General features: G+C 75.4%; 18 protein-coding genes. 9 read left to right on the top strand and 9 right to left on the bottom strand.

Going from position 1 to position 18,036, the window contains the following annotated elements; genetic code table 11:
* Window positions 1–4: 4 nt before the first annotated feature.
* The 4 genes from NP064_RS15825 to hemE all read right to left on the bottom strand — a co-directional run bounded on the left by NP064_RS15825 (window position 5) and on the right by hemE (window position 4,622).
* A complete protein-coding gene (locus tag NP064_RS15825; RefSeq protein WP_227569893.1) occupies window positions 5–811 on the bottom strand; it encodes a uroporphyrinogen-III synthase in 807 nt (268 codons plus the stop codon).
* Window positions 808–1,854, bottom strand: a complete 1,047-nt coding sequence (gene hemC, locus NP064_RS15820; RefSeq protein WP_227569894.1) for a hydroxymethylbilane synthase — start codon at window positions 1,852–1,854, stop codon at window positions 808–810. Before hemC ends, NP064_RS15825 begins: the two co-directional genes overlap by 4 nt.
* A 195-nt stretch (window positions 1,855–2,049) precedes the next feature.
* A complete protein-coding gene (locus NP064_RS15815; protein WP_227569895.1) occupies window positions 2,050–3,552 on the bottom strand; it encodes a protoporphyrinogen/coproporphyrinogen oxidase in 1,503 nt (500 codons plus the stop codon).
* Between the two features lie 5 nt (window positions 3,553–3,557).
* The gene (gene hemE, locus NP064_RS15810; RefSeq protein ID WP_227569896.1) at window positions 3,558–4,622 is read right to left on the bottom strand and encodes a uroporphyrinogen decarboxylase; all 1,065 of its coding nucleotides are present in this window, start codon (window positions 4,620–4,622) and stop codon (window positions 3,558–3,560) included.
* A 54-nt stretch (window positions 4,623–4,676) separates the two neighbouring features.
* Here hemE and NP064_RS15805 point away from each other — a divergent pair, with 54 nt between their 5' ends.
* Entirely contained in the window at window positions 4,677–5,984 is a 1,308-nt protein-coding gene (locus NP064_RS15805; RefSeq protein WP_227569897.1) for a glutamyl-tRNA reductase, read from the top strand.
* 82 nt (window positions 5,985–6,066) lie between these two features.
* Here the strand turns inward: NP064_RS15805 and NP064_RS15800 are convergent, their stop codons facing one another.
* Both NP064_RS15800 and purB read right to left on the bottom strand, forming a co-directional pair.
* Entirely contained in the window at window positions 6,067–6,909 is an 843-nt protein-coding gene (locus NP064_RS15800) for a hypothetical protein (protein ID WP_227569953.1), read from the bottom strand.
* Window positions 6,910–7,179: 270 nt separating this feature from the next.
* The gene (gene purB, locus NP064_RS15795; RefSeq protein WP_227569898.1) at window positions 7,180–8,619 is read right to left on the bottom strand and encodes an adenylosuccinate lyase; all 1,440 of its coding nucleotides are present in this window, start codon (window positions 8,617–8,619) and stop codon (window positions 7,180–7,182) included.
* 156 nt (window positions 8,620–8,775) lie between these two features.
* On the opposite strand from purB, the gene NP064_RS15790 reads away from it, so the two are divergent.
* Genes NP064_RS15790 through NP064_RS15770 form a run of 5 tightly spaced genes read left to right on the top strand, consistent with a single transcriptional unit; the run spans window position 8,776 to window position 13,133 of the window.
* The gene (locus NP064_RS15790; protein ID WP_227569899.1) at window positions 8,776–9,585 is read left to right on the top strand and encodes a DUF4129 domain-containing protein; all 810 of its coding nucleotides are present in this window, start codon (window positions 8,776–8,778) and stop codon (window positions 9,583–9,585) included.
* Window positions 9,582–10,178 (top strand): hypothetical protein, encoded by a 597-nt coding sequence (locus NP064_RS15785; RefSeq protein WP_227569900.1) that lies wholly within the window; start codon window positions 9,582–9,584, stop codon window positions 10,176–10,178. The genes NP064_RS15790 and NP064_RS15785 overlap by 4 nt, the downstream gene beginning before the upstream one ends.
* The gene (locus NP064_RS15780; protein WP_227569901.1) at window positions 10,175–11,203 is read left to right on the top strand and encodes an AAA family ATPase; all 1,029 of its coding nucleotides are present in this window, start codon (window positions 10,175–10,177) and stop codon (window positions 11,201–11,203) included. Before NP064_RS15785 ends, NP064_RS15780 begins: the two co-directional genes overlap by 4 nt.
* Window positions 11,200–12,561 (top strand): DUF58 domain-containing protein, encoded by a 1,362-nt coding sequence (locus tag NP064_RS15775; protein ID WP_227569902.1) that lies wholly within the window; start codon window positions 11,200–11,202, stop codon window positions 12,559–12,561. Before NP064_RS15780 ends, NP064_RS15775 begins: the two co-directional genes overlap by 4 nt.
* Window positions 12,558–13,133, top strand: coding sequence for a hypothetical protein (locus NP064_RS15770; protein WP_227569903.1), 576 nt, complete (start codon window positions 12,558–12,560; stop codon window positions 13,131–13,133). Before NP064_RS15775 ends, NP064_RS15770 begins: the two co-directional genes overlap by 4 nt.
* Here NP064_RS15770 and NP064_RS15765 read toward each other — a convergent pair.
* Window positions 13,105–14,082 (bottom strand): EamA family transporter, encoded by a 978-nt coding sequence (locus NP064_RS15765; protein ID WP_227569904.1) that lies wholly within the window; start codon window positions 14,080–14,082, stop codon window positions 13,105–13,107. The genes NP064_RS15770 and NP064_RS15765 overlap by 29 nt on opposite strands.
* Before the next feature lie 109 nt (window positions 14,083–14,191).
* Between NP064_RS15765 and NP064_RS15760 the strand changes: the two genes are divergently transcribed.
* Both NP064_RS15760 and NP064_RS15755 read left to right on the top strand, forming a co-directional pair.
* Entirely contained in the window at window positions 14,192–14,500 is a 309-nt protein-coding gene (locus tag NP064_RS15760; RefSeq protein ID WP_227569905.1) for a hypothetical protein, read from the top strand.
* Between the two features lie 16 nt (window positions 14,501–14,516).
* On the top strand, window positions 14,517–16,016 hold the full coding sequence (locus NP064_RS15755; RefSeq protein ID WP_227569906.1) for a hypothetical protein: 1,500 nt from the start codon (window positions 14,517–14,519) through the stop codon (window positions 16,014–16,016).
* A 54-nt stretch (window positions 16,017–16,070) separates the two neighbouring features.
* Here the strand turns inward: NP064_RS15755 and NP064_RS15750 are convergent, their stop codons facing one another.
* Both NP064_RS15750 and NP064_RS15745 read right to left on the bottom strand, forming a co-directional pair.
* Window positions 16,071–16,292, bottom strand: a complete 222-nt coding sequence (locus tag NP064_RS15750) for a hypothetical protein (RefSeq protein ID WP_227569907.1) — start codon at window positions 16,290–16,292, stop codon at window positions 16,071–16,073.
* Between the two features lie 56 nt (window positions 16,293–16,348).
* Entirely contained in the window at window positions 16,349–16,726 is a 378-nt protein-coding gene (locus tag NP064_RS15745) for a phage holin family protein (RefSeq protein ID WP_227569908.1), read from the bottom strand.
* A 64-nt stretch (window positions 16,727–16,790) separates the two neighbouring features.
* On the opposite strand from NP064_RS15745, the gene hisC reads away from it, so the two are divergent.
* A complete protein-coding gene (hisC, locus tag NP064_RS15740; RefSeq protein ID WP_227569909.1) occupies window positions 16,791–17,855 on the top strand; it encodes a histidinol-phosphate transaminase in 1,065 nt (354 codons plus the stop codon).
* The last annotated feature ends 181 nt before the right edge of the window (window positions 17,856–18,036 follow it).

Here is an 18,036-nt window from a genome sequence, read left to right as displayed (position 1 = left end):
GGGTTCACCTCGGTGCTCGATTCTCGGTGGCGGCCGCCTGGACGAGCGCTTCGACCAGGCCTGCCGGGGTCTGGCTCTGGGCGACGCCCGCGACGGGGATCCCGAGGCGGCGCGCCTCGGCCTCGGTGCTGGGCCCGATGCAGCACACGAGCACGCCGGGCGGCGGCGGCCCCAGCAGCTCGATCAGGTGGCGCGCCGTGCTGCCCGAGGTGAGCAGCGCCGCGTCGATCTCCCCGGCGGACCACGCCGCGCGGACCTGCGGCTCGGGCGGGGCGCCTCGCAGCGTGCGGTACGCCACGACGTCGTCCACCTCCCAGCCGCGGGCGCGCAGCCCGTCGACGAGGCGGCGCGACGCGAGGTCGGCGTGCGGCGCCAGGATCCGGCCCTCGCCCGACGCCGCGGGCCACTGCTCGAGCAGCGCGGCCGCCGAGGACGTCCCCCGGGGCACCAGGTCCACCTGCACCCCCGCCTGCCGCAGCGCGCGGGCGGTGGCCGGTCCGACCGCGGCGACCCGGGTGCCGGCGACGAGCTCGGCGAGCGTCGAGCCGACCTCCTCCGCGCGGCTGGCCAGCACTGGCAGCGTCGCGCCGCTCGTCACGACGAGCCAGGTGTAGTAGTGGGCGCCCAGCGCGAGCAGCAGGTCGTCCAGTTCGGTGGGGTCCTCCGGGGGCACCGTCGTGATCAGCTCGACGGTCACGGGCTCCGCGCCCGCCGCGGCCAGCGCGATGGCGACGGGGTCGGGATCCCCGGTGGCGCGGGGAACCAGCACCCGGAGCCCGCTGAGGGGGCCCCGCTGGGCGTGCGCCGTCACTCGAGCTCCGAGGAGCGGGGCCCGACCTTGGCGAGCTTGGCGGCGCCTGAGGCGAGCAGGTCGTCGGCGACCGCCCGTCCGAGCGCGAGGGCGAAGCCGTCGAGGACGGAGACGCCCCCCACCACGAGGGCGGACTCTGGCGGCGGCGGCTGGTCGGGCGAGGGCGATGGCATGTGCAGCGACACCGAGCCCGAGCGGCGCAGCTGGGCGGTCCCGTCCGTGCGGATCACCACGGCGTCGAGCACCAGGTGCGCGTCCCCGCCGTCCACGGGGTCCTCGATGCGCGCCAGGGCGCCCACGGGCGCGGCGCAGCCTGCTTCGAGCCGGTAGAGCAGCGAGCGCTCGGCGAACACCTCGAGCCGGGCGCGGGGGTCGTCCAGCTCGCTCAGAGCGGTGGCGAGGTCCACTCCCAAGGACTCGACGCTGCCGGGTGAGCGGACCTCGATCCCGAGCGCCCCCTGGCCGGGGGCCGGGGTCATCACCGCCGGGTCGATGACCTCGGTGATGGCGTCGAGCCTGCCGAGCCGCGCGAGGCCCGCGCGTGCCAGCACGACGGCGTCGAGGTCGCCGGGCGCCACGCGGGCGAGCCGGGTGTCGACGTTGCCGCGGATGTCCACGACCTCGAGGTCAGGGCGCGCGGCGAGGAGCTGTGCGGCCCGTCGCGGCGAGCCGGTGCCGACACGGGCTCCCGTCGGCAGCGTGGCCAGCGTCCACCCCTCACGGGCGCACAGCGCGTCGCGCGGGTCCTCGCGCGGGGGCACGGCCGCGACCACCACGCCGTCGCCCGGCACGGTGGGCAGGTCCTTGAGCGAGTGGACGGCGACGTCGCACTCGCCCCGGATCAGCGCTTCGCGCAACGCGGTGACGAAGACGCCGGTGCCGCCCAGTGTGGACAGCGGCGTCGTGACCCGGTCCCCTTCGGTCCGCACGCGCACGATCTCGACCTCGACCGCGCCGGACCGGCTGAGAGCGGCGGCGACGTGCCCGGTCTGGGTGAGGGCCAGGGCGCTGGCGCGGGTGCCGATGCGGACTTTCGTGGGCATGGGGTCCAGTGTCGTCCTCGGCTGCGCGGATGTCGAAAGCCGGGCGTCGCAGGGCGCCCATCAGAGAAGCGCCTGTCGCCGGCCAGGGCAAGGTGACAATGAGTCAGAACACTTTATCGGCGCGGAATTGTGGTGCGTTCGTGACGTGCTGTCAGAACAGCAATTCCGGGTGTTTCTCGTGCGGCATTCCCGGTGCTATTGCGGGCTGGACAGCGATCGCGCGGCCGCCCGGGCGTCCGGGACCACGGACGCGAGCCCGTTGCCCGCAACCCAGGCCCCGCAGACGGCTAGCCCGGGCACGGTCGAGGCGGCGGCCCGGACGCGCGCGACGGCCTCGCGATGCGCGACGCTCGGCCGGGGGAGCGACTGCGACCAAGCCACTCGGGCAGACGCCACCAGCTGGTCCTGGCCCAACGGCGTCCCCAGCAGCACTGAGGCGTCGCGCAGGGCCACGGCGACCAGCTCGTCGTCGGCCAGGGCGTTGGGGGCGGGCCCGTCGCCCGCCATGCCGTACGAGAGCCGCACCACGTGCCGGCCGGCCCCCGCCGCCCGGGCGAGCCACGCCCACTTGGCGGTCGCGTGGGTCAGCGCCTTCGCCCGCACGCCCTGTGTCGCGGGGGAGACCAGCACGCCGGTGCCCCGCGGCGCGGAGTCCAGCGCCGGGGCATCGAGCACCAGCGTGACCAAGGTGACCTCGGCGCCCGGGTCGAGCGCGACGTCGGCCAGCCCTGGCGCCACGTCCCGCAGCAGGTCCACCGCAGCAGGCGTCGCCACGACCAGGCGGTCGGCGCGCACCACGCTCGTGGTCCCGTGGGCGTCCTCGACGACCACCTCGAACGGCGCCATGGCCGTCGGGTCGGCGCCCGCGGAGGCCGCGTCCGTCCCTGGCGCCGCCGCCCCTAGGACGTCCGCAGCCCGGCGAACCTCGACTGCCCGTGACCCGGTGCGCGCCCGGGCGCCACGCCCGGCCAGGTCCGCGAGCAACGCGTCCACCAGGACGTGCAGGCCGCCGTCGAAGCCCGCCACGGCCGACCCGGCCGGGACCGCGGCCCGCAGCGAGCGCACCGCGCCCGCGAGGCTCCCGCGATCTGCGAGGGCCGCCCGCAGGCCCGGGGACACGGCGTCCACAGCGATGTCGTCGGGGTCGGCCGCGTGGACGCCTGCCACCACCGGCCGCACCAGCCGCTCCAGGACGCGGCCACCCATCCGCCGGCGCACCAACGCGCCCAGGGTCACCGGGCTGCCGTCGTGCTCACGGTCGCCCCACCCGGCGGGCAGGACCCGGTCCGCGCTCGCCCGCAGGGCCCCGAGCAGCCCCACGGTCCGCCGCACGTCAGGAGCCCAGGGGGTGGTCGGGATGCCCAGCACGCCCGCTCGCGGCAGGGGTCCTGCGCCTTGCGGCAGCTGCACCCAGGCCCCGCGCGGCTCGGGCGGCGTCACCCGGGCGGACAGGCCCAGCTCCCGGGCCAGCTCGGCGACCGCGCCGCCCCGCGTCGCGAAGGACTCCGCGCCGGAGTCCAGCGTCAGCCCGGCCAGCTCGTGGCGCCCCACGGCGCCGCCCGCGGTCGCGCGCCCTTCCAGCACCAGGGTCCGCAGCCCTCCGGCTGCCAGGTCGCGTGCCGCGACCAGCCCCGAGACCCCGCCTCCGATGACCACGGCATCCCACTGCTCGCCAGCCGTGCCGGGGACCGCGGGCATCGGGCTCACGCCTCGTGGACGAGCCGGACGACGCGCGTGAGGACCTCCGGGTCGGTGTCCGGCGGCACGCCGTGCCCCAGGTTCACCACGTGCCCGGGCGCCTCGCTGCCGCGGGCGATCACGTCGCGCACGTGGGCCTCGAGCACGGGCCACGGGGCGCCCAGCAGCGCCGGGTCGATGTTGCCCTGCAGCGGCGTGCGCCCGCCCAACCGGCGGTTCGCCTCGTCGAGCGGCAGGCGGTAGTCGACGCCGATGACATCGGCCCCGACGTCGCGCATCGCGGTCAGCAGCTCGCTGGTCCCGGTGCCGAAGTGCACGCGGCGCACCCCCAGATCGGCCACGCTGGCGAGCGCCCTGCCCGAGGACGGCGCCGCGTGGGCCACGTAGTCGGCCAGTGACAGCGACCCGGCCCACGAGTCGAAGAGCTGCGCCGCGCTGGCGCCCGCCAGGACCTGGGCCCGCAGGAACGCGCCCGTCACGTCGGCCGCCCACTCGGTGAGGTCCCGCCAGGTCTCCGGATCTGCGTGCATCAGCGTCCGGGCGGCAAGGTGGTCGCGTGAGGGTCGGCCCTCGACCAGGTACGCGGCCAGCGTGAAGGGCGCCCCGGCGAACCCGATCAGCGGCGTCGACCCGAGCGCGGCGACCGTCATCGCCACGGCCTGGCTCACCGGCTCGAGGGCCTCGGCGGTGAGGGGGCCCGCGTCCCGCAGCCGCGCCACGTCGTCCGCCGTGCGCACCGCAGTGCCCATGACCGGCCCCACCCCGGGGACGATGTCCACGTCCACGCCGGCCAGCAGCAGCGGCACCACGATGTCCGAGAAGAAGATCGCGGCGTCCACGTCGTGCCGGCGGACCGGCTGCAGAGTGATCTCGCTGGCCAGCTCGGGGCGCAGGCAGGACTCGAGCATCCCGACGCCCTCGCGCAGCGCGCGGTACTCAGGCAGGGAACGTCCGGCCTGCCTCATGAACCACACCGGAAGGCGTGCCGGGGACTCTCCGGAATAGGCCGCGACCAGCGGAGAATTGCTGGTTCGGCCGTCGACGAGCGGATGCGTCACAGGAAGGCTCACGCCTCGATTGTGCCGGACATTCCTCGGGATGATTCAATCGTCAACGTGGTGCTGATGTCATTGGTCGCCAGTCACCACGACCTCGACCTCGCGGTGCTGGAGCGGCTGTCCGCCGCGACGCATGCGGTCGGACGCGAAATCGTGTCCGAGTGCCCGCCTGTCGCTGGGTCCGTGGTGCTCGCGACCTGCAACCGGTTCGAGCTGTACCTGGACGTCGTCGACGCTGAGCACGTCTCGGCTGCCCGGGCTGCGGCCGCCCTCGTCGTGTCCCGGCACACCGGCTACGACGCCGAGCGGATCGTCTCCGATGTGCACGTCCGCACCGGCGCCGACGTCGCCGAGCACCTCTTCGCGGTCGCCTCCGGGCTCGAGTCCATGGTGGTGGGCGAGCGCGAGATCGCTGGGCAGGTGCGCCGCGCCCTGACCGCCGCGCGCCGCGACGGCACCACCACGACCGACCTCGAGGCCCTCTTCCAGGTCGCCTCCCGCACGTCTCGGGCGGTGGAGGCCGCAACCGGCCTCGGCGCGGCGGGGCGCTCGATGGTCTCGGTGGCCCTCGACCTGGTCGAGGACGGGCTCTCGGACTGGCCGGCCGTCCGCTGCGTGCTCGTGGGCACCGGCTCGTACGCGGGCGCGAGCCTCGCCGCCCTGAAGTCGCGGGGCTGCCAAGACATCCACGTCTTCTCCCCGAGCGGCCGGGCGCCTGCGTTCGCCGCGGCGCGAGGCGTGCTGGCCCTCACCACCCGGGACCTCGCGGGCGCTCTGGACGACGTCGACCTGGTGGTGGCCTGCAGCGGCGCCGCAGGGCCCGTGCTCCGCGCCGAGGCGCTGGCCGCGGCGCGGGCGGGGACCGATCGGCCGCTCGCGATCATCGACCTGGCGCTGCGCCACGACGTGGACCCAGGGGTGCGTGAGCTCCCTGGAGTGCGCTTGGTGAGCCTGACCACCGTGAGCGAGGCCGCGCCGGACGAGAGGTCGACGCCCATCGAGACCGCCCGGGCGATCGTGCGGCGCACCGCGGCCGAGTTCGAGGCCCAGCAGCGTGTGCGCGCGTGGAACCCCGCGGTGATCGAGCAGCGGGTCCGTGTGCTCGGCGCCATCGAGCGGGCGTCCCGAGGGTCGGAGGCTAGTCAGGAGCGGGCGGTGGCCCTGCGCGCGGTCCGTCGCCGGGCGCGGGCGGCCCTGCACGGGCCGACCGTCCGCGCGCGGGAGGCGGCGCGCCGTGGGGACGCCGAGGCGTTCGCGGCGGCGGTGGCCGAGCTCGCCGCTGTGCCGACGCCTGAGCTGCCCAGTCCGTCGCGCCGGGTGGCGGAGCCGCCGACGCGCGACTGTGTCGAGGACGAGTCGGTCCTGGGCGGGTAGCGGCGCTGCGCAACTGCGCGCACGCCGGGCCTGAGCGGGGGGGAGCCAGGCCCGGCGTGCGGTCTCGGGGAAGCGGGAGCGGTCAGGCCCACGCCTTCTGTGCTGGTCCGGGCGCCCAGGTGTGGGGCACGACTTGGTTGGTCTGGATGTCGGTCAGCTCGGCCGCGTAGACGATCGCCTCGTAGACGCCGGCCTCCACGCGGTCCAGGCGCAGCTGCTCGGCGCGCTCCATGTCGTCGCCCAGGTGGGAGATGCGGGCGACGACGTAGCGCTGCGCGTCCTGCCACTGGTCGACCACGCGGACGTTGAGGCCGTTCCACCGGGCGGTGAGGTCCAGCTCGAACAGCTCGCTGACCTCTTCCCGGGCGACGCGGCGGTACCAGCGGCCAGCGGGGGACTGCTGGAAGTCAGTCTCGAACAGCGGGGGGTTCGCCAGGGCGAGCACCACGGTGTTGCCCTCGTCGACCACGTCGGCCTCGAGGTACGCGCCGTGCCACTTGGCCACCGGGCCGACGCAGCGGGACAGCGACGCCAGGGCGGGGCGCTGGGCCCCGAGCTGGGTGACGGTCCAGCCGGTGCCGACGTCGCCGTAGTGGCCCAGGAGGATCTGGGTGCCGTCGGCGAAGATCCGCACGAGCTCGGCGCCCGGGGGGATGCGCGAGTGGCGCAGCCACCACAACGGCACGATGTAGCCGGGCACGTCCTGGTACTGCAGTTGCGGGGATGACTCGAAGCGCAGCACGTCGATGGACGGCGCGTACGGGCTGAACGGTGTGCCGGGATAGCCGAGTCCGTGCACCTCGAACAGCTGGGCTGGCGTCGTGGCGAAGGACACGTCCTCAGCCCGCACCACGTACCCGGCCACGCGGTCATGACCCACGGTCAGATGAGCGCGAGTCAGAGCGGGCGTGATCGCCTTCTGCATCAGGGTCACGATGGCACCCTCGCCAAATCGGATGTACCGGACGTTCCGGAATCGAAACCCGATTGTGCAACGAATCCGGGCAGGTGTCCAGAACTCACCCAGACGGCCCAGGGCATCTGGACCACTTCGGAGGTCGTTACCCGGGAACCGGATCCTCCGCAAGAGGCCAGAAGGCCCCTGGTCGGGCTCTGACCAGGGGCCTTACTGAGAGAGCGTTATCTGAGAGGTTGGTGAGGAACCGGGGTGGATCCGTGTGCCCACCCCCGCCACTCAGGCGTCGAGGTAGCCCACCAGCTGCTCCGCGAGCCCGGTGTACGAGCCCGGCTCGAGCGCCGCGAGACGGTCCGCGACGTCGTCCGGAAGCCCCAGCCCGGCGATGAACCCACGCATGTCCTCAGCCGTCAGGCGGCGCCCGCGGGTCAGGTCCTTGAGGCGCTCGTAGGGGTTCTGCATCCCCGTGACGCCCGCCACGGCGGCCGCCCGCATCGCCGACTGCACGGGCTCTCCGAGGACCTCCCAGTTCTGGTCCAGCTCCCGGGCCAGCAGGCCGGCGTCGACGGACAGCGCGCGCAGGCCGCGGCGCACGTTGTCGATCGCGAGCAGCGAGTGCCCGAACGCCGGGCCGATGTTGCGCTGGGTGGTCGAGTCCGTGAGGTCGCGCTGCAAGCGGCTGGTGACCAGGGTCGCCGCGAGGGTGTCGAGCAGGGCGCACGACATCTCGAGGTTCGCCTCGGCGTTCTCGAACCGGATGGGGTTGACCTTGTGGGGCATCGTCGAGGAGCCCGTCGCGCCCGCCACCGGCGTCTGGATGAACACCCCGCGCGAGATGTAGCTCCACACGTCGGTGGCCAGGTTGTGCAGCACCCGGTTGAAGCGCGCCATGTCGGCGTACAGCTCCGCTTGCCAGTCGTGCGACTCGATCTGGGTGGTCAGCGGGTTCCACGTCAGGCCCAGGTGCTCCACGAACGTGCGGGAGACCTCGGGCCAGTCGGCGCCCGGCACGGCCACCACGTGCGCGCCGTACGTGCCCGTGGCGCCGTTGAGCTTGCCCAGGAACTCGTCCCCGTCGATCCGCCGCAGCTGGCGGCGCAGACGGTGCGCCAGCACGGCCAGCTCCTTGCCCAGCGTCGTGGGCGTCGCCGGCTGGCCGTGCGTGAGCGCCAGCATCGGCGTCGCCGCCGACTCCCGGGCCATCGCCGCGACCTCGTCCACCAGCGCGGCCGCGGCAGGCGCCCACACCTCGCGGACGGCGCCCCGCACCATCAGCGCATAGGAGAGGTTGTTGATGTCCTCGCTGGTGCAGGCGAAGTGGACGAGCTCGCCGACCGACGGCAGCACCGTGTCCGGGCCCAGGACGGCCGGGGCGTCCGCGAGGCGGCGCTTGAGGAAGTACTCGACGGCCTTCACGTCGTGCACGGTGGTGCGCTCGATCTCGGCCAGCTCCGCGACCTCGTCGGGCCCGAAGGAGGCGACCACGTCGCGCAGGTACTGCCGCTCCGCGGCCGAGAGGTCCGGGGCCCCGGGCACCACGTGCTGCGAGGCCAGGTGGATCAGCCACTCGACCTCCACGTGCACGCGCTCACGGTTCAGCGCCGCCTCGGAGAGGTGATCGACCAGGGGCGCCACCGCGGACCGGTAGCGGCCGTCGAGCGGCCCCAGGGCGATGGGGGGAGTCACGTCGGCCAGGCTCACGCGCGCGGGGGAGGTCATGCCGCCATCATCCCAGAGCGGCCGCACGATCCGTGGGCTCGTCCGGGCCCTGGCCGCCGCGGCCCACTGACTACAGTGGGCCGGTCCGAGGCCACCGACCACAGCTCCAGGACGGAGGCGCGTGCCCGCTCAGCCTGCGACGTGCCGAGGGACGGCGTGAGCCGCCTCGTGCGCGGGACGGCCACGGACGCCCCCTCTGACCAGCAGGGCCACGACCAGCCGTTCACGCTGCGCGGGCTGCTGCCCACCGTGCTGGTGTCGATGCTCGTGGCCGGCTCGGTGATCGCCGCGGCCGCCGCCGGGCCGTGGCGCATCCGGCTGCGCGACGCCGCGCCCCTGGAGCTCGAGCTCGACCGCCCGGAGTCCACCCCGGCCCCGCGACCCGAGTCGCTGGCTGAGGGCATGCCGCCCGCCGGGGGCCTGCCGGCCTGGCTCGGCTGGCTCGGCATCGCCTTCGCGGCGCTCTGCCTCGTCCTGGTCGTCGTGCTGGCGGTCCTCGCCATCCGCGCGCTGCTCCGCGCCGCGCGGGCGCGTGAGCGCGCGACGGCCGACGAGTCCGAGGGCGACCTCGTCGTGGAGGGCGGGGCCGACGAGGCGGGCGCGCCGGCGCTGCGCGAGGGGGTCGCCCGTGCGACGCGGGCGCTCGCGGCGCAGGCCGAGCCCGCCGACGCGGTCATCGCGGCCTGGGTCGCGCTCGAGCAGGCCGCCGAGGGCAGCGGTGTCGCGCGGGACCCCGCCCAGACCGCGAGCGAGCTGACCGTCGCGGTCCTCGACGCGACCCGCGCCGACCCCGGGGCGACCCGCGACCTGCTGGGCCTGTACCTGGCCGCGCGGTACAGCCAGCGGGCCGTCACCGAGCAGGACGTGCGGCGAGCCCAGGAGTGCCTGGCAGTGCTCGCCGACGGCCTGCGCGCCCGCCGTGACGCGCCGCCCGCGCCGGAGCCCGGGCCGGAGGCCCTCCCGTGAGGCGCGTGGGGCGGGCGGTCGTGCGGCCGCTGGCCGTCGGCGCCGCCGGCGCCCTCGTGGCGTGGGCGGTCGGCGTCGAGGCTGAGTCGGCGGCCCTCCTCGGGCTCGCCCTGGCGGTCGTCGTGCTGGTGGTCGAGCGCGTCGAGCCCGATCCCGACGTCCGGCCCGCTCGCGAGCACGAGCCCCGCAGGCACGGCGCCCGGGGCGAGGTGCAGGACCTGGCCTGGGCGATGGTGGCCCGTGACCGCCGCGTCGGGGAGCGCGCGCACCGCGTGCTGCGCCGGACCGCCGCCGTCCGGCTGGCACGGCACGGGGTGCGGCTCGAGGACCCGGAGCACGACGCGGCGCTGCGGGACCTCGTCGGCGAGCGGGCCCACCGCACGCTGACCCGCACGAGCCTGCCGATGCCACGGCTGGCTGACGTGCGCCACGCCGTCGACGTCCTGGAGAGGCTCGGCCCTGCCCGGACCCTGCCGACGACCACCGCCATCGGCTCCCAGGAGCACCGATCGACCGACCGTCGACCTTCTGACCCGCCGCCCGCCGACACGCGATCTACCGCACCGCGATCCCCCAGGAGAACTGTCCGATGACCAGCACCGTGCTCTCCGTCCCCGAGGTCGCCGCCCGCGGCCGCGCCGTGCTCGACGAGGTCGGGACGGCGGTGGTCGGCATGCGCGAGCCGCTGCAGGTCGCCCTCGCAGCGATCCTGGCCGGCGGCCACGTGCTCTTCGAGGACGTGCCGGGCCTGGGCAAGACCCTCGCGGCCCGCAGCCTCGCCACCGCGCTCGGCCTGGACTTCCGCCGGGTGCAGTGCACCCCGGACCTGCTGCCCTCCGACCTCACCGGGTCGAGCGTGTTCGACCCGTCGTCGGCGACGTTCGCGTTCCGGCCCGGCCCCGTGTTCACCGGGTTGCTGCTCGCCGACGAGATCAACCGCACCGCGCCCAAGACGCAGTCCGCGTTGCTGGAGGCCATGGCCGAGCGGCAGGTCACGGTCGACGGGACGACGCACCGGCTCGCCGAGCCGTTCCACGTGATCGCCACGTCGAACCCGGTCGAGTACGAGGGCACGTACCCGCTGCCCGAGGCCCAGCTCGACCGGTTCATGGTGCGCCTGGCGGTCGGGTACCCCGATCGCGAGGCTGAGATGGACGTTCTGGGCCGCCGGCTGGCCCGCCGCCGCGAGCACGCGGACGTCCGCCAGGTGGTCGACGCAGCGACGCTCTCCCAGATGCAGGCCGGGGTCGAGGCGGTCGTCGTGGACCCGGACGTGCTCGGCTACTGCGTGGACCTGGCCGCGGCCACCCGCGCGCACGGCGCCGTCGAGGTGGGGGCCTCGCCGCGAGGGTCGCAGGCCCTCGTGCTGGTCGCGCGGGCGCTCGCGGTGCTGGACGGGCGCGACTTCGTCGTGCCGGAGGACGTCAAGGCCGTGGGGGTCGCGACCCTCGCGCACCGGCTCTCCCTCAACCCGCAGGCCTGGGCCACGGGGCTCGCGCCGCAGCGTGTCGTCACCGAGGTCCTGACCGGGACGCCGGTGCCGCCCACCGTCCGCGGGGCCGCCGCGTCGGACGCGGCCGTGGCGGTGGCGGCCGGGCGCCAGGCGCGCGTCGAGTGAGCGAGGGCTGGTCCCGCAGCCGGGCGGCCGGCGCGGGCGCCGTGGCGAGCGCGGTGCTCCTCATCGCGGGCGGCGTGTTCGGCCGGCCCGACGTCGCCGTGCTGGGCGCTGCGCCCCTGATCGCGGCGGCCTGGACCGTGTGGCGCCAGCCGTCCGGACAGCTCACGGTGCGTGTCGAGGCGTGGAGCGGCGAGGAGCCGACGGGCGCTGGCGAGGACGGCGCGGACGCGGCGCCGCCGGGCTCAGGTGGTGGCGAGGCTCCCGTGGCCGGGGCCGCCGTGCGCGCGCGGGTGCTGCTGGACGCGCCGCAGGGAGCGGACACGGCCCTGCTCGGCGTGCGACGCGCCGGCCGGGACGTCGCGGAGCTGCTGGTGCGGGTCGACGGGCGCCGCAGCCTGCCGCTGCTGGTGCGAACCGTGCGGACCGGCCCGCAGGAGGTCGCCACCGTCGAGGCGCAGGCAATCGGGCCCGGGGCGGCCAGCATCAGCGAGCCGACAGACCCGGTGGGACGCACCGCGATGGTGCTGCCCGGCCCCTCGGCGCTGCGCGACCTACCGCTGCCGCCGCGCCTGCGAGGCCTGACCGGCGCCCACACCTCGCGCAGGCCCGGCGAGGGTGGCGACCTGCGCGACGTGCACCAGTTCGCGCCGGGGGACCGCCTGCGGCGCATCGACTGGCGGGTCACGGCCCGCCGCGCCCCCGACCTGCGCGAGCTGTACGTGCGCCGCGAGCACGCGCTCGCCGAGGCCGTCGTGCTGCTCGTCGTCGACTCCCGGGACGATGTCGGCCCGGACCCCCGCACCTGGCGTGGGGCCGAGGGCCCGCGCGCGCAGGACGCCACCTCGCTCGACCTGGGCCGGCACGCGGCTGCGTCGCTCGCGCAGGGCTACCTCGGGGCGGGCGACCGGGTGGGCCTCGACGACCTCGGCGCACGCCGCCGCCCCCTGCCGCCCGGCGGCGGGCGCCGCCAGCTCGACCGCATCCGGCACGCGTTGGCCGTGACCCGGCCCGAGGGCGAGCCGCCCAAGCGGCTGCGGCCACCGCAGATCCCCTCGGGCGCCCTCGTCGTGGTGTTCTCGACGTTCCTCGACGACGAGGCCTCCCGCGTCGCCGGCCAGTGGCGCCAGGCGGGCCACCGGGTGATCGCCGTGGACGTCCTCCCCGAACTACGCGAGGGGCATCTCGACGACCGTGAGCGCCTCGCGCTGCGCCTGGTGCGGCTGGCCCGCGAGGACCGGCTCGCCGAGCTGGCCGACCTCGACGTCGAGATCGTGCAGTGGCGGGACGACCCGGCGGTGGGCCTCGCAGGGCTGGCCCGTCGCGGTCAGCGGCGCCCGGGGGCGGGGGTGCCCGCATGAGGGCGCCGTGGTCCCTCGCGGACGCGCGGCAGCGCGAGGATGTGGAGGTCGGCACGGGGCCCTGGGCGCCCGGTTGGGCCGTACGGCTGCTGCTCGCGGTTGTCGCGGCGACTGCGCTGGCCGTCGCCTGGTCGGGGCCGGGCCCCCAGCCGCCCGCGTCGATGCCGATCCTGCTCGGCGTACTGGTCCTGGCCCTGGCCTGCGCGCCGGGCCTGGGACTGTCCGGGCTCGTGGTGCTCGTGGTGGGCGCCAGGGTGCTGCTCGGGGGGCCGCCACCGCTGGGGTCCACGATGCTGCTCGTGCTGCTGGCGCACCTTGTCGTGTGGCTCGGCGCCGTCGCGGCGCGCACCCGGGCGCGGACGCGGGTCGAGCTGGCGGTGCTGGCCGCGGGCGCCCGTGAGGGACTTGCGCCGCAAGTGGGCGCCCAGGCGCTGGCCGTGGTGGCCGCCGTGGTGGCGGAGGGCGGTGTGCCCCCGGGGGACGGATGGCGGATCGCCGCGCTGGCCCTCGCCGCCGTGGTCGTCGTGCTCGCGCTGCCGCGTCCTACGGTGCTGTGGTGGAGGCGGGACTGACGCTCGCGACGCCGATGGCCGGTTCGAGGGACCGCCGCCGCGATGTCTCCGCCAGCCCGATGCCGGCGAGCACCACCGCGCCTCCGATCAACTGCACCGCGGTCATCGCCTCGCCCAGCACCACCCAGGCCACCGCCGAGGCCGCGACCGGCTCCGTCATGCCTAGCAGCCCGGCGCGCGCCGCCCCGAGGTGGCGGATGCCCACCAGGAACAGCAGGTAGGGGACGGCGGTGCCGAGCACCACGATGCCCAGCACGAGCACCCACATCGGGGCGCTCACGTCGGCGAGCGGCCCTGCGAGTGGGGCGGGCTTGGCGAGCAGCCCGCCGGGGAACGTCCAGAGCGGCTGCAGCACCACCCACAGGAGCGCGGCGAACGCCATGGACCAGGCGTGGGTGGTGAGTGGCTCGCGGCGCGTCATCAGCCGCTCGCCCAACAGGTAGTAGGCGGCCAGGGCGATGGCGGCTCCCGCCCCGGCAGCGAGGCCCAGACCGTCGAGCACGATGCCGTCACCCACCTGCGCGACCAGGGCGAGGCCGGCCAGGCACGAGGCCAGCGCCCACCACACCCGGGCGCGGACCTGCTCGCCCAGCACGAACCGCGCCCACAGCGCGACCAGCAGCGGGGCCGTGTACTCGAGGAGCAGCGCGAGCCCGACGGGCAGCCGGGAGATGGCCACGAGGTAGCACCACTGCACCAGCGCGACCCCGACCACGCCGAGCAGGGCCAGCACGGCGAGCTCCTTGCCGCGGGCGCGCAGCGACCGGGGGGAGACGATCAGGGCCACCGCGACGAGGAGCACCGCGGAGCCGAGGCATCGGAGCTGCACGAGCCGCTCGGGGCTCAGGCCGGACTGCATCGCGAGCTTGGCGACGGTGCCGTTGACGGCGAACATCAACGAGCCGGCGAGGACTGCGAGGGCGCCCCACGGCGCGGAGCGACGACGCACGGGCCGAGGCTAGTGCCCGTGCACCCCCAACCCGAGGGCATTCCACGGCACTCCAGGGCTCCACGCGCGACAGGCTGGCGGCGCCCCGGCTCCTCCCTACGGTCGGGCCATGACGAGGGGAAGCACGCTCAACGGCGCGATGGCCGTCTCACCGGTGGTGGCGATGGCGATGGGGCACATCGAGGAGGCGGCGCGGTCGATCACCGCCGCGGGAGGCGTCACGTGGGTGTCTGACGCCGCCACCCGGTACCGCGCCGCGCTCGACGAGGCACAGCAGGCCGTCGCCCGCACCGCGCGGGACGTCGCGGCGGCCCACACCGCGCTCGTCCTGCACGACCGCGCGACGGCCGCCGCGTGCGCCGACATGCGCGTCCTGGCCGGGCGGTCCCTGCTCGACCGTGTGATCGGCCGGCCATGAGGGCAGGGCTTGCACGATGACGGACCTCGGCCCGGGCATCGAGGTGTCCGGCGGATGGGGCGGCACCGTCGCCCGGCTCGACGACCTGCACCACGCCGTCCACACGCTCCAGGGGGCCGCCCGCCGCCTGGATGACGCCGCGGCGGCGCTCGCCGCCGCAGAGCGCGCCACCTGGGCGGGGGACGCGGCGCTGGGGTCCGCGCGCACCGCGCGGACGACCCTGGCGCCCTTGCTGAGCGGGCTCGGGTCGCCGGGGGAGACGGCCGAGGCGCTCCGGGCCCTCGCGAGGTCGCTCCAGGCTGCGGCCGAGGGGTACCGGCAGGCCGAGAGCGCGGTGGAGCGCACCGTGCGGCGTCTCGTGGGAGCGCAGGCGTCGTGGGCCGGCGAGGGCCCGCTGGCGGGACCGGTCGCCTGGATCACCGGCGTCCACACGGTCGGGGCCGTGGGGCTCGTCGCCCTCCTGGGCAAGGCCCGCACCGGTCGATGGCCCGAGGCGACGTCGATCGTCCGCACCGGTGGCGTCGAGCTGATGCTGCACGGGGCGGCGAGCCACCTGCAGGCGCTGCGGAAGGGCTTCCAACTGTGGCCGCGGCACCCCGTCGGCGGCGCGTCCCAGCCCTTGGCGAGGCTGCTCCGCGAGCGGTCGGTCACCGTCGCCGCGCTCGGCGCCGGCCGCACGCTGCAGGGCGCCGACCGCCCCCGGGACGACGCCGCGCTGCTCCGCCTGATCGGCGAGGCGTACCCGGGAGAGGCGTCCGGGGGCCGCGGAGTGGTGAGCGTCGTGCGGTTCGACCAGCCCGACGGGACGCGGAGCTGGGCGGTCGCCATCCCCGGCACCCAGCAGTCCGGGCCGGACGGGGACAACCCGATGCGCGCGACTACCAACCTGTCCCTGATGGCAGGCGCCCCCGACGGGCCCAGCGCCCTCGTCCTCGAGGCGCTCGACCAGGCGGGCGCGCAGCCCGGCGAGGCGGTGCTGCTCGCCGGCCACAGCCAAGGCGGCATGGTGGCCATGGCCGTCGCCGCGGGAGCCGTGGCCTCCGGGCGCCACACCATCACCCACGTGCTGACCGCTGGCTCGCCGGTGGCCGGGATGACCACCCCGCCTGGCGTCACCACCAAGCACCTCGAGCACTCGACCGACATCGTGCCCGCGCTCGACGGTCTGCCTTCGCCGGACGAGGCACGGCGCATCACCGTGAGGGTGGACCTGAAGTCGTCGGCGGACCCCGTGGACAGGATCGCCTCTCGCGACCTGATCGACTCCCATGCCATCTCCACCTACGCCAGGACCGCCGAGCGGGTCGAGGCGGCGGGGCAGGGCGACCCGTCGCTGAAGGGCTGGCGTGACTCCGTCGATCAGCAGGTCTACGGCCCCGAGGGGACCGTCGCGACGCTCACCCAGTTCCAGGGATCCCAGCCGGTGGCCGAGGCGGGCGGCCCTCCCAGCACGGTGGGCGGCTTGCCTCCCGTGCCGAGCCTGCGGCCGCTCGTCCACCCGGCGTCGAGCCGATGACAGCCGTCATCGGCACGCCACGCCGCCCCGTCGCCCGGCGGCGTGGCGTGTCGCTCAGCGCTGGTTGCGAGGGTGCTGCCGAGCCACCCGCTCGTTGCCGTGCCGGTAGTTCCCTGTCCAGCGGGCCATGGCGAGCTGCGGGTCGTCCTCGACGTCGGCCAGGAACTCGGCGGCACGGGCGCCACGCAGAGTCGCGGCCACCGTGCCGTGGTGGGTGATGATCACGCGGCCGTCAGCGCGGCGCACGTACTCGAATCCCTCTGCTCGGCCGGTCATCCACCGAACGGTAGGGCACGGGCGGCCCCCGTGGTGGCGCCCGCAGGCCGCACGGGTCAGCGGCGGCTCGGGGCGAGCACGCTCAGCGCGAAGCTGACGATCGAGATGACCAGCGCGCCCAGCACCGCGGTGCCGAAGTTGTCGATGCGCAGCCCCCAGCTGGACTGCTCGGTGATCCAGGCCGTCAGCATCAGCATCAGGGCGTTGACCACCAGCGTGAACAGGCCCAGCGTGAGGATGTACAGCGGCAGCGAGATGAGCTTGACGATCGGCTTGACGATCGCGTTGACGATGCCGAACACCAGCCCGATCAGCAGGATCACTCCGACGGTCTGCCAGGCCGTGTCCGTGCCGACGATGACGAGGCCGGGCAGGATCAGGGTCGCGAACCAGATGGCGATGCCGTTGATGATGACCCGCAACACGAAGCTCATGACCCGATCCTGCCATCCGGGCTGTCGCCACGGCGGGCGAACCAGGCGGTGGCATGCTGAGCCGGTGACCCAGGTTCCCCTCCGCCCCTCCGTCGCCGCGCTCCCTCCGTACGTCCCCGGGGCCCGCACCCAGGTCGGGGCGGCCGCCTTCAAGCTGTCGTCCAACGAGAACCCGTTCCCCCCGCTGGCCTCGGTGGTGTCGGCCATCGCGGACGGCGCCATGGACGTCAACCGCTACCCGGACATGCACGCGACCGAGCTGGCCGAGGCGATCGGGGCCCACCTGGGGGTGAACCCCGCTGGCGTGGTGACGGGCAACGGCTCGGTGGCGGTGCTGGCCCACGTGCTCGCGGCGGTGTGCGACGCGGGCGACGAGGTCGTGTTCCCCTGGCGCTCCTTCGAGGCCTACCCGATCGCGGCAGGCGTCGCAGGAGCCCATGGCGTCCGGGTGCCGCTCACAGCCGACAGCCGCCTCGACCTGCCGGCGATGGCGGCGGCGGTGACGGACCGGACCCGCGTTCTCCTGTTGTGCACCCCCAACAACCCGACGGGCCCCGCGGTGCGGGCGGACGAGCTCGCGCAGCTCCTGGCCGTGGTGCCGAGGAACGTCCTGGTGATCCTCGACGAGGCCTACGTCGAGTTCGTGCGGGACCCGCAGGCGGCCGACGGCCTGGCCGTCTTCGCGCAGCACCCGAACGTGGTGCTGCTGCGCACCTTCTCCAAGGCGTACGGCCTGGCGGGGTTGCGGGTCGGCTACGCGGTGGCCCGGCCCCGGCTCGCCGCGGGGATCCGGGCGGTGTCGACGCCGTTCGGGGTCTCGCACCTCGCCCAGCTCGCGGCGCTCGCCTCCCTGCGCGCCGCGGACGAGCTGATGATCCGGGTGCAGGCCGTGGTCGACGAGCGCTCGCGGATGCTGGCGGGGCTGCGCGGGCAGGGGTGGCGGGTCCCCGAGAGCGAGGGCAACTTCGTCTGGCTTCCCCTGGGCGACCGCGCCGTGGCGTTCGCGGAGCAGTCCGCTCGCGCCGGGGTGCTGGTGCGCCCGTTCGCGGGCGACGGGGTGCGGGTGAGCGTCGGCGAGCGGGAGGCGACGGACCTGCTCCTGGAGGTCGCGCAGGCCTTCACGCGCTGACCGCCGGGTCTGGCGACGGTTGCGGGCGAGCGCTCCCGGCCGCATGGTGATCACGGTCCTGTGGGATCTCGACAAAGGCGTGCGGCAAGGGTTGTCCTGCATGTCCGGGACTACCTACGGTTGCGTAGCCTACGCTCACGTAGGTTCGATTCGATCCGTTTTTCGCCATTGCCGCCGGCAC

This window comes from Cellulomonas chengniuliangii (assembly GCF_024508335.1).
GTDB lineage: Bacteria > Actinomycetota > Actinomycetes > Actinomycetales > Cellulomonadaceae > Cellulomonas_A > Cellulomonas_A chengniuliangii.
This window is presented reverse-complemented; position numbering and strand designations above follow the sequence as displayed.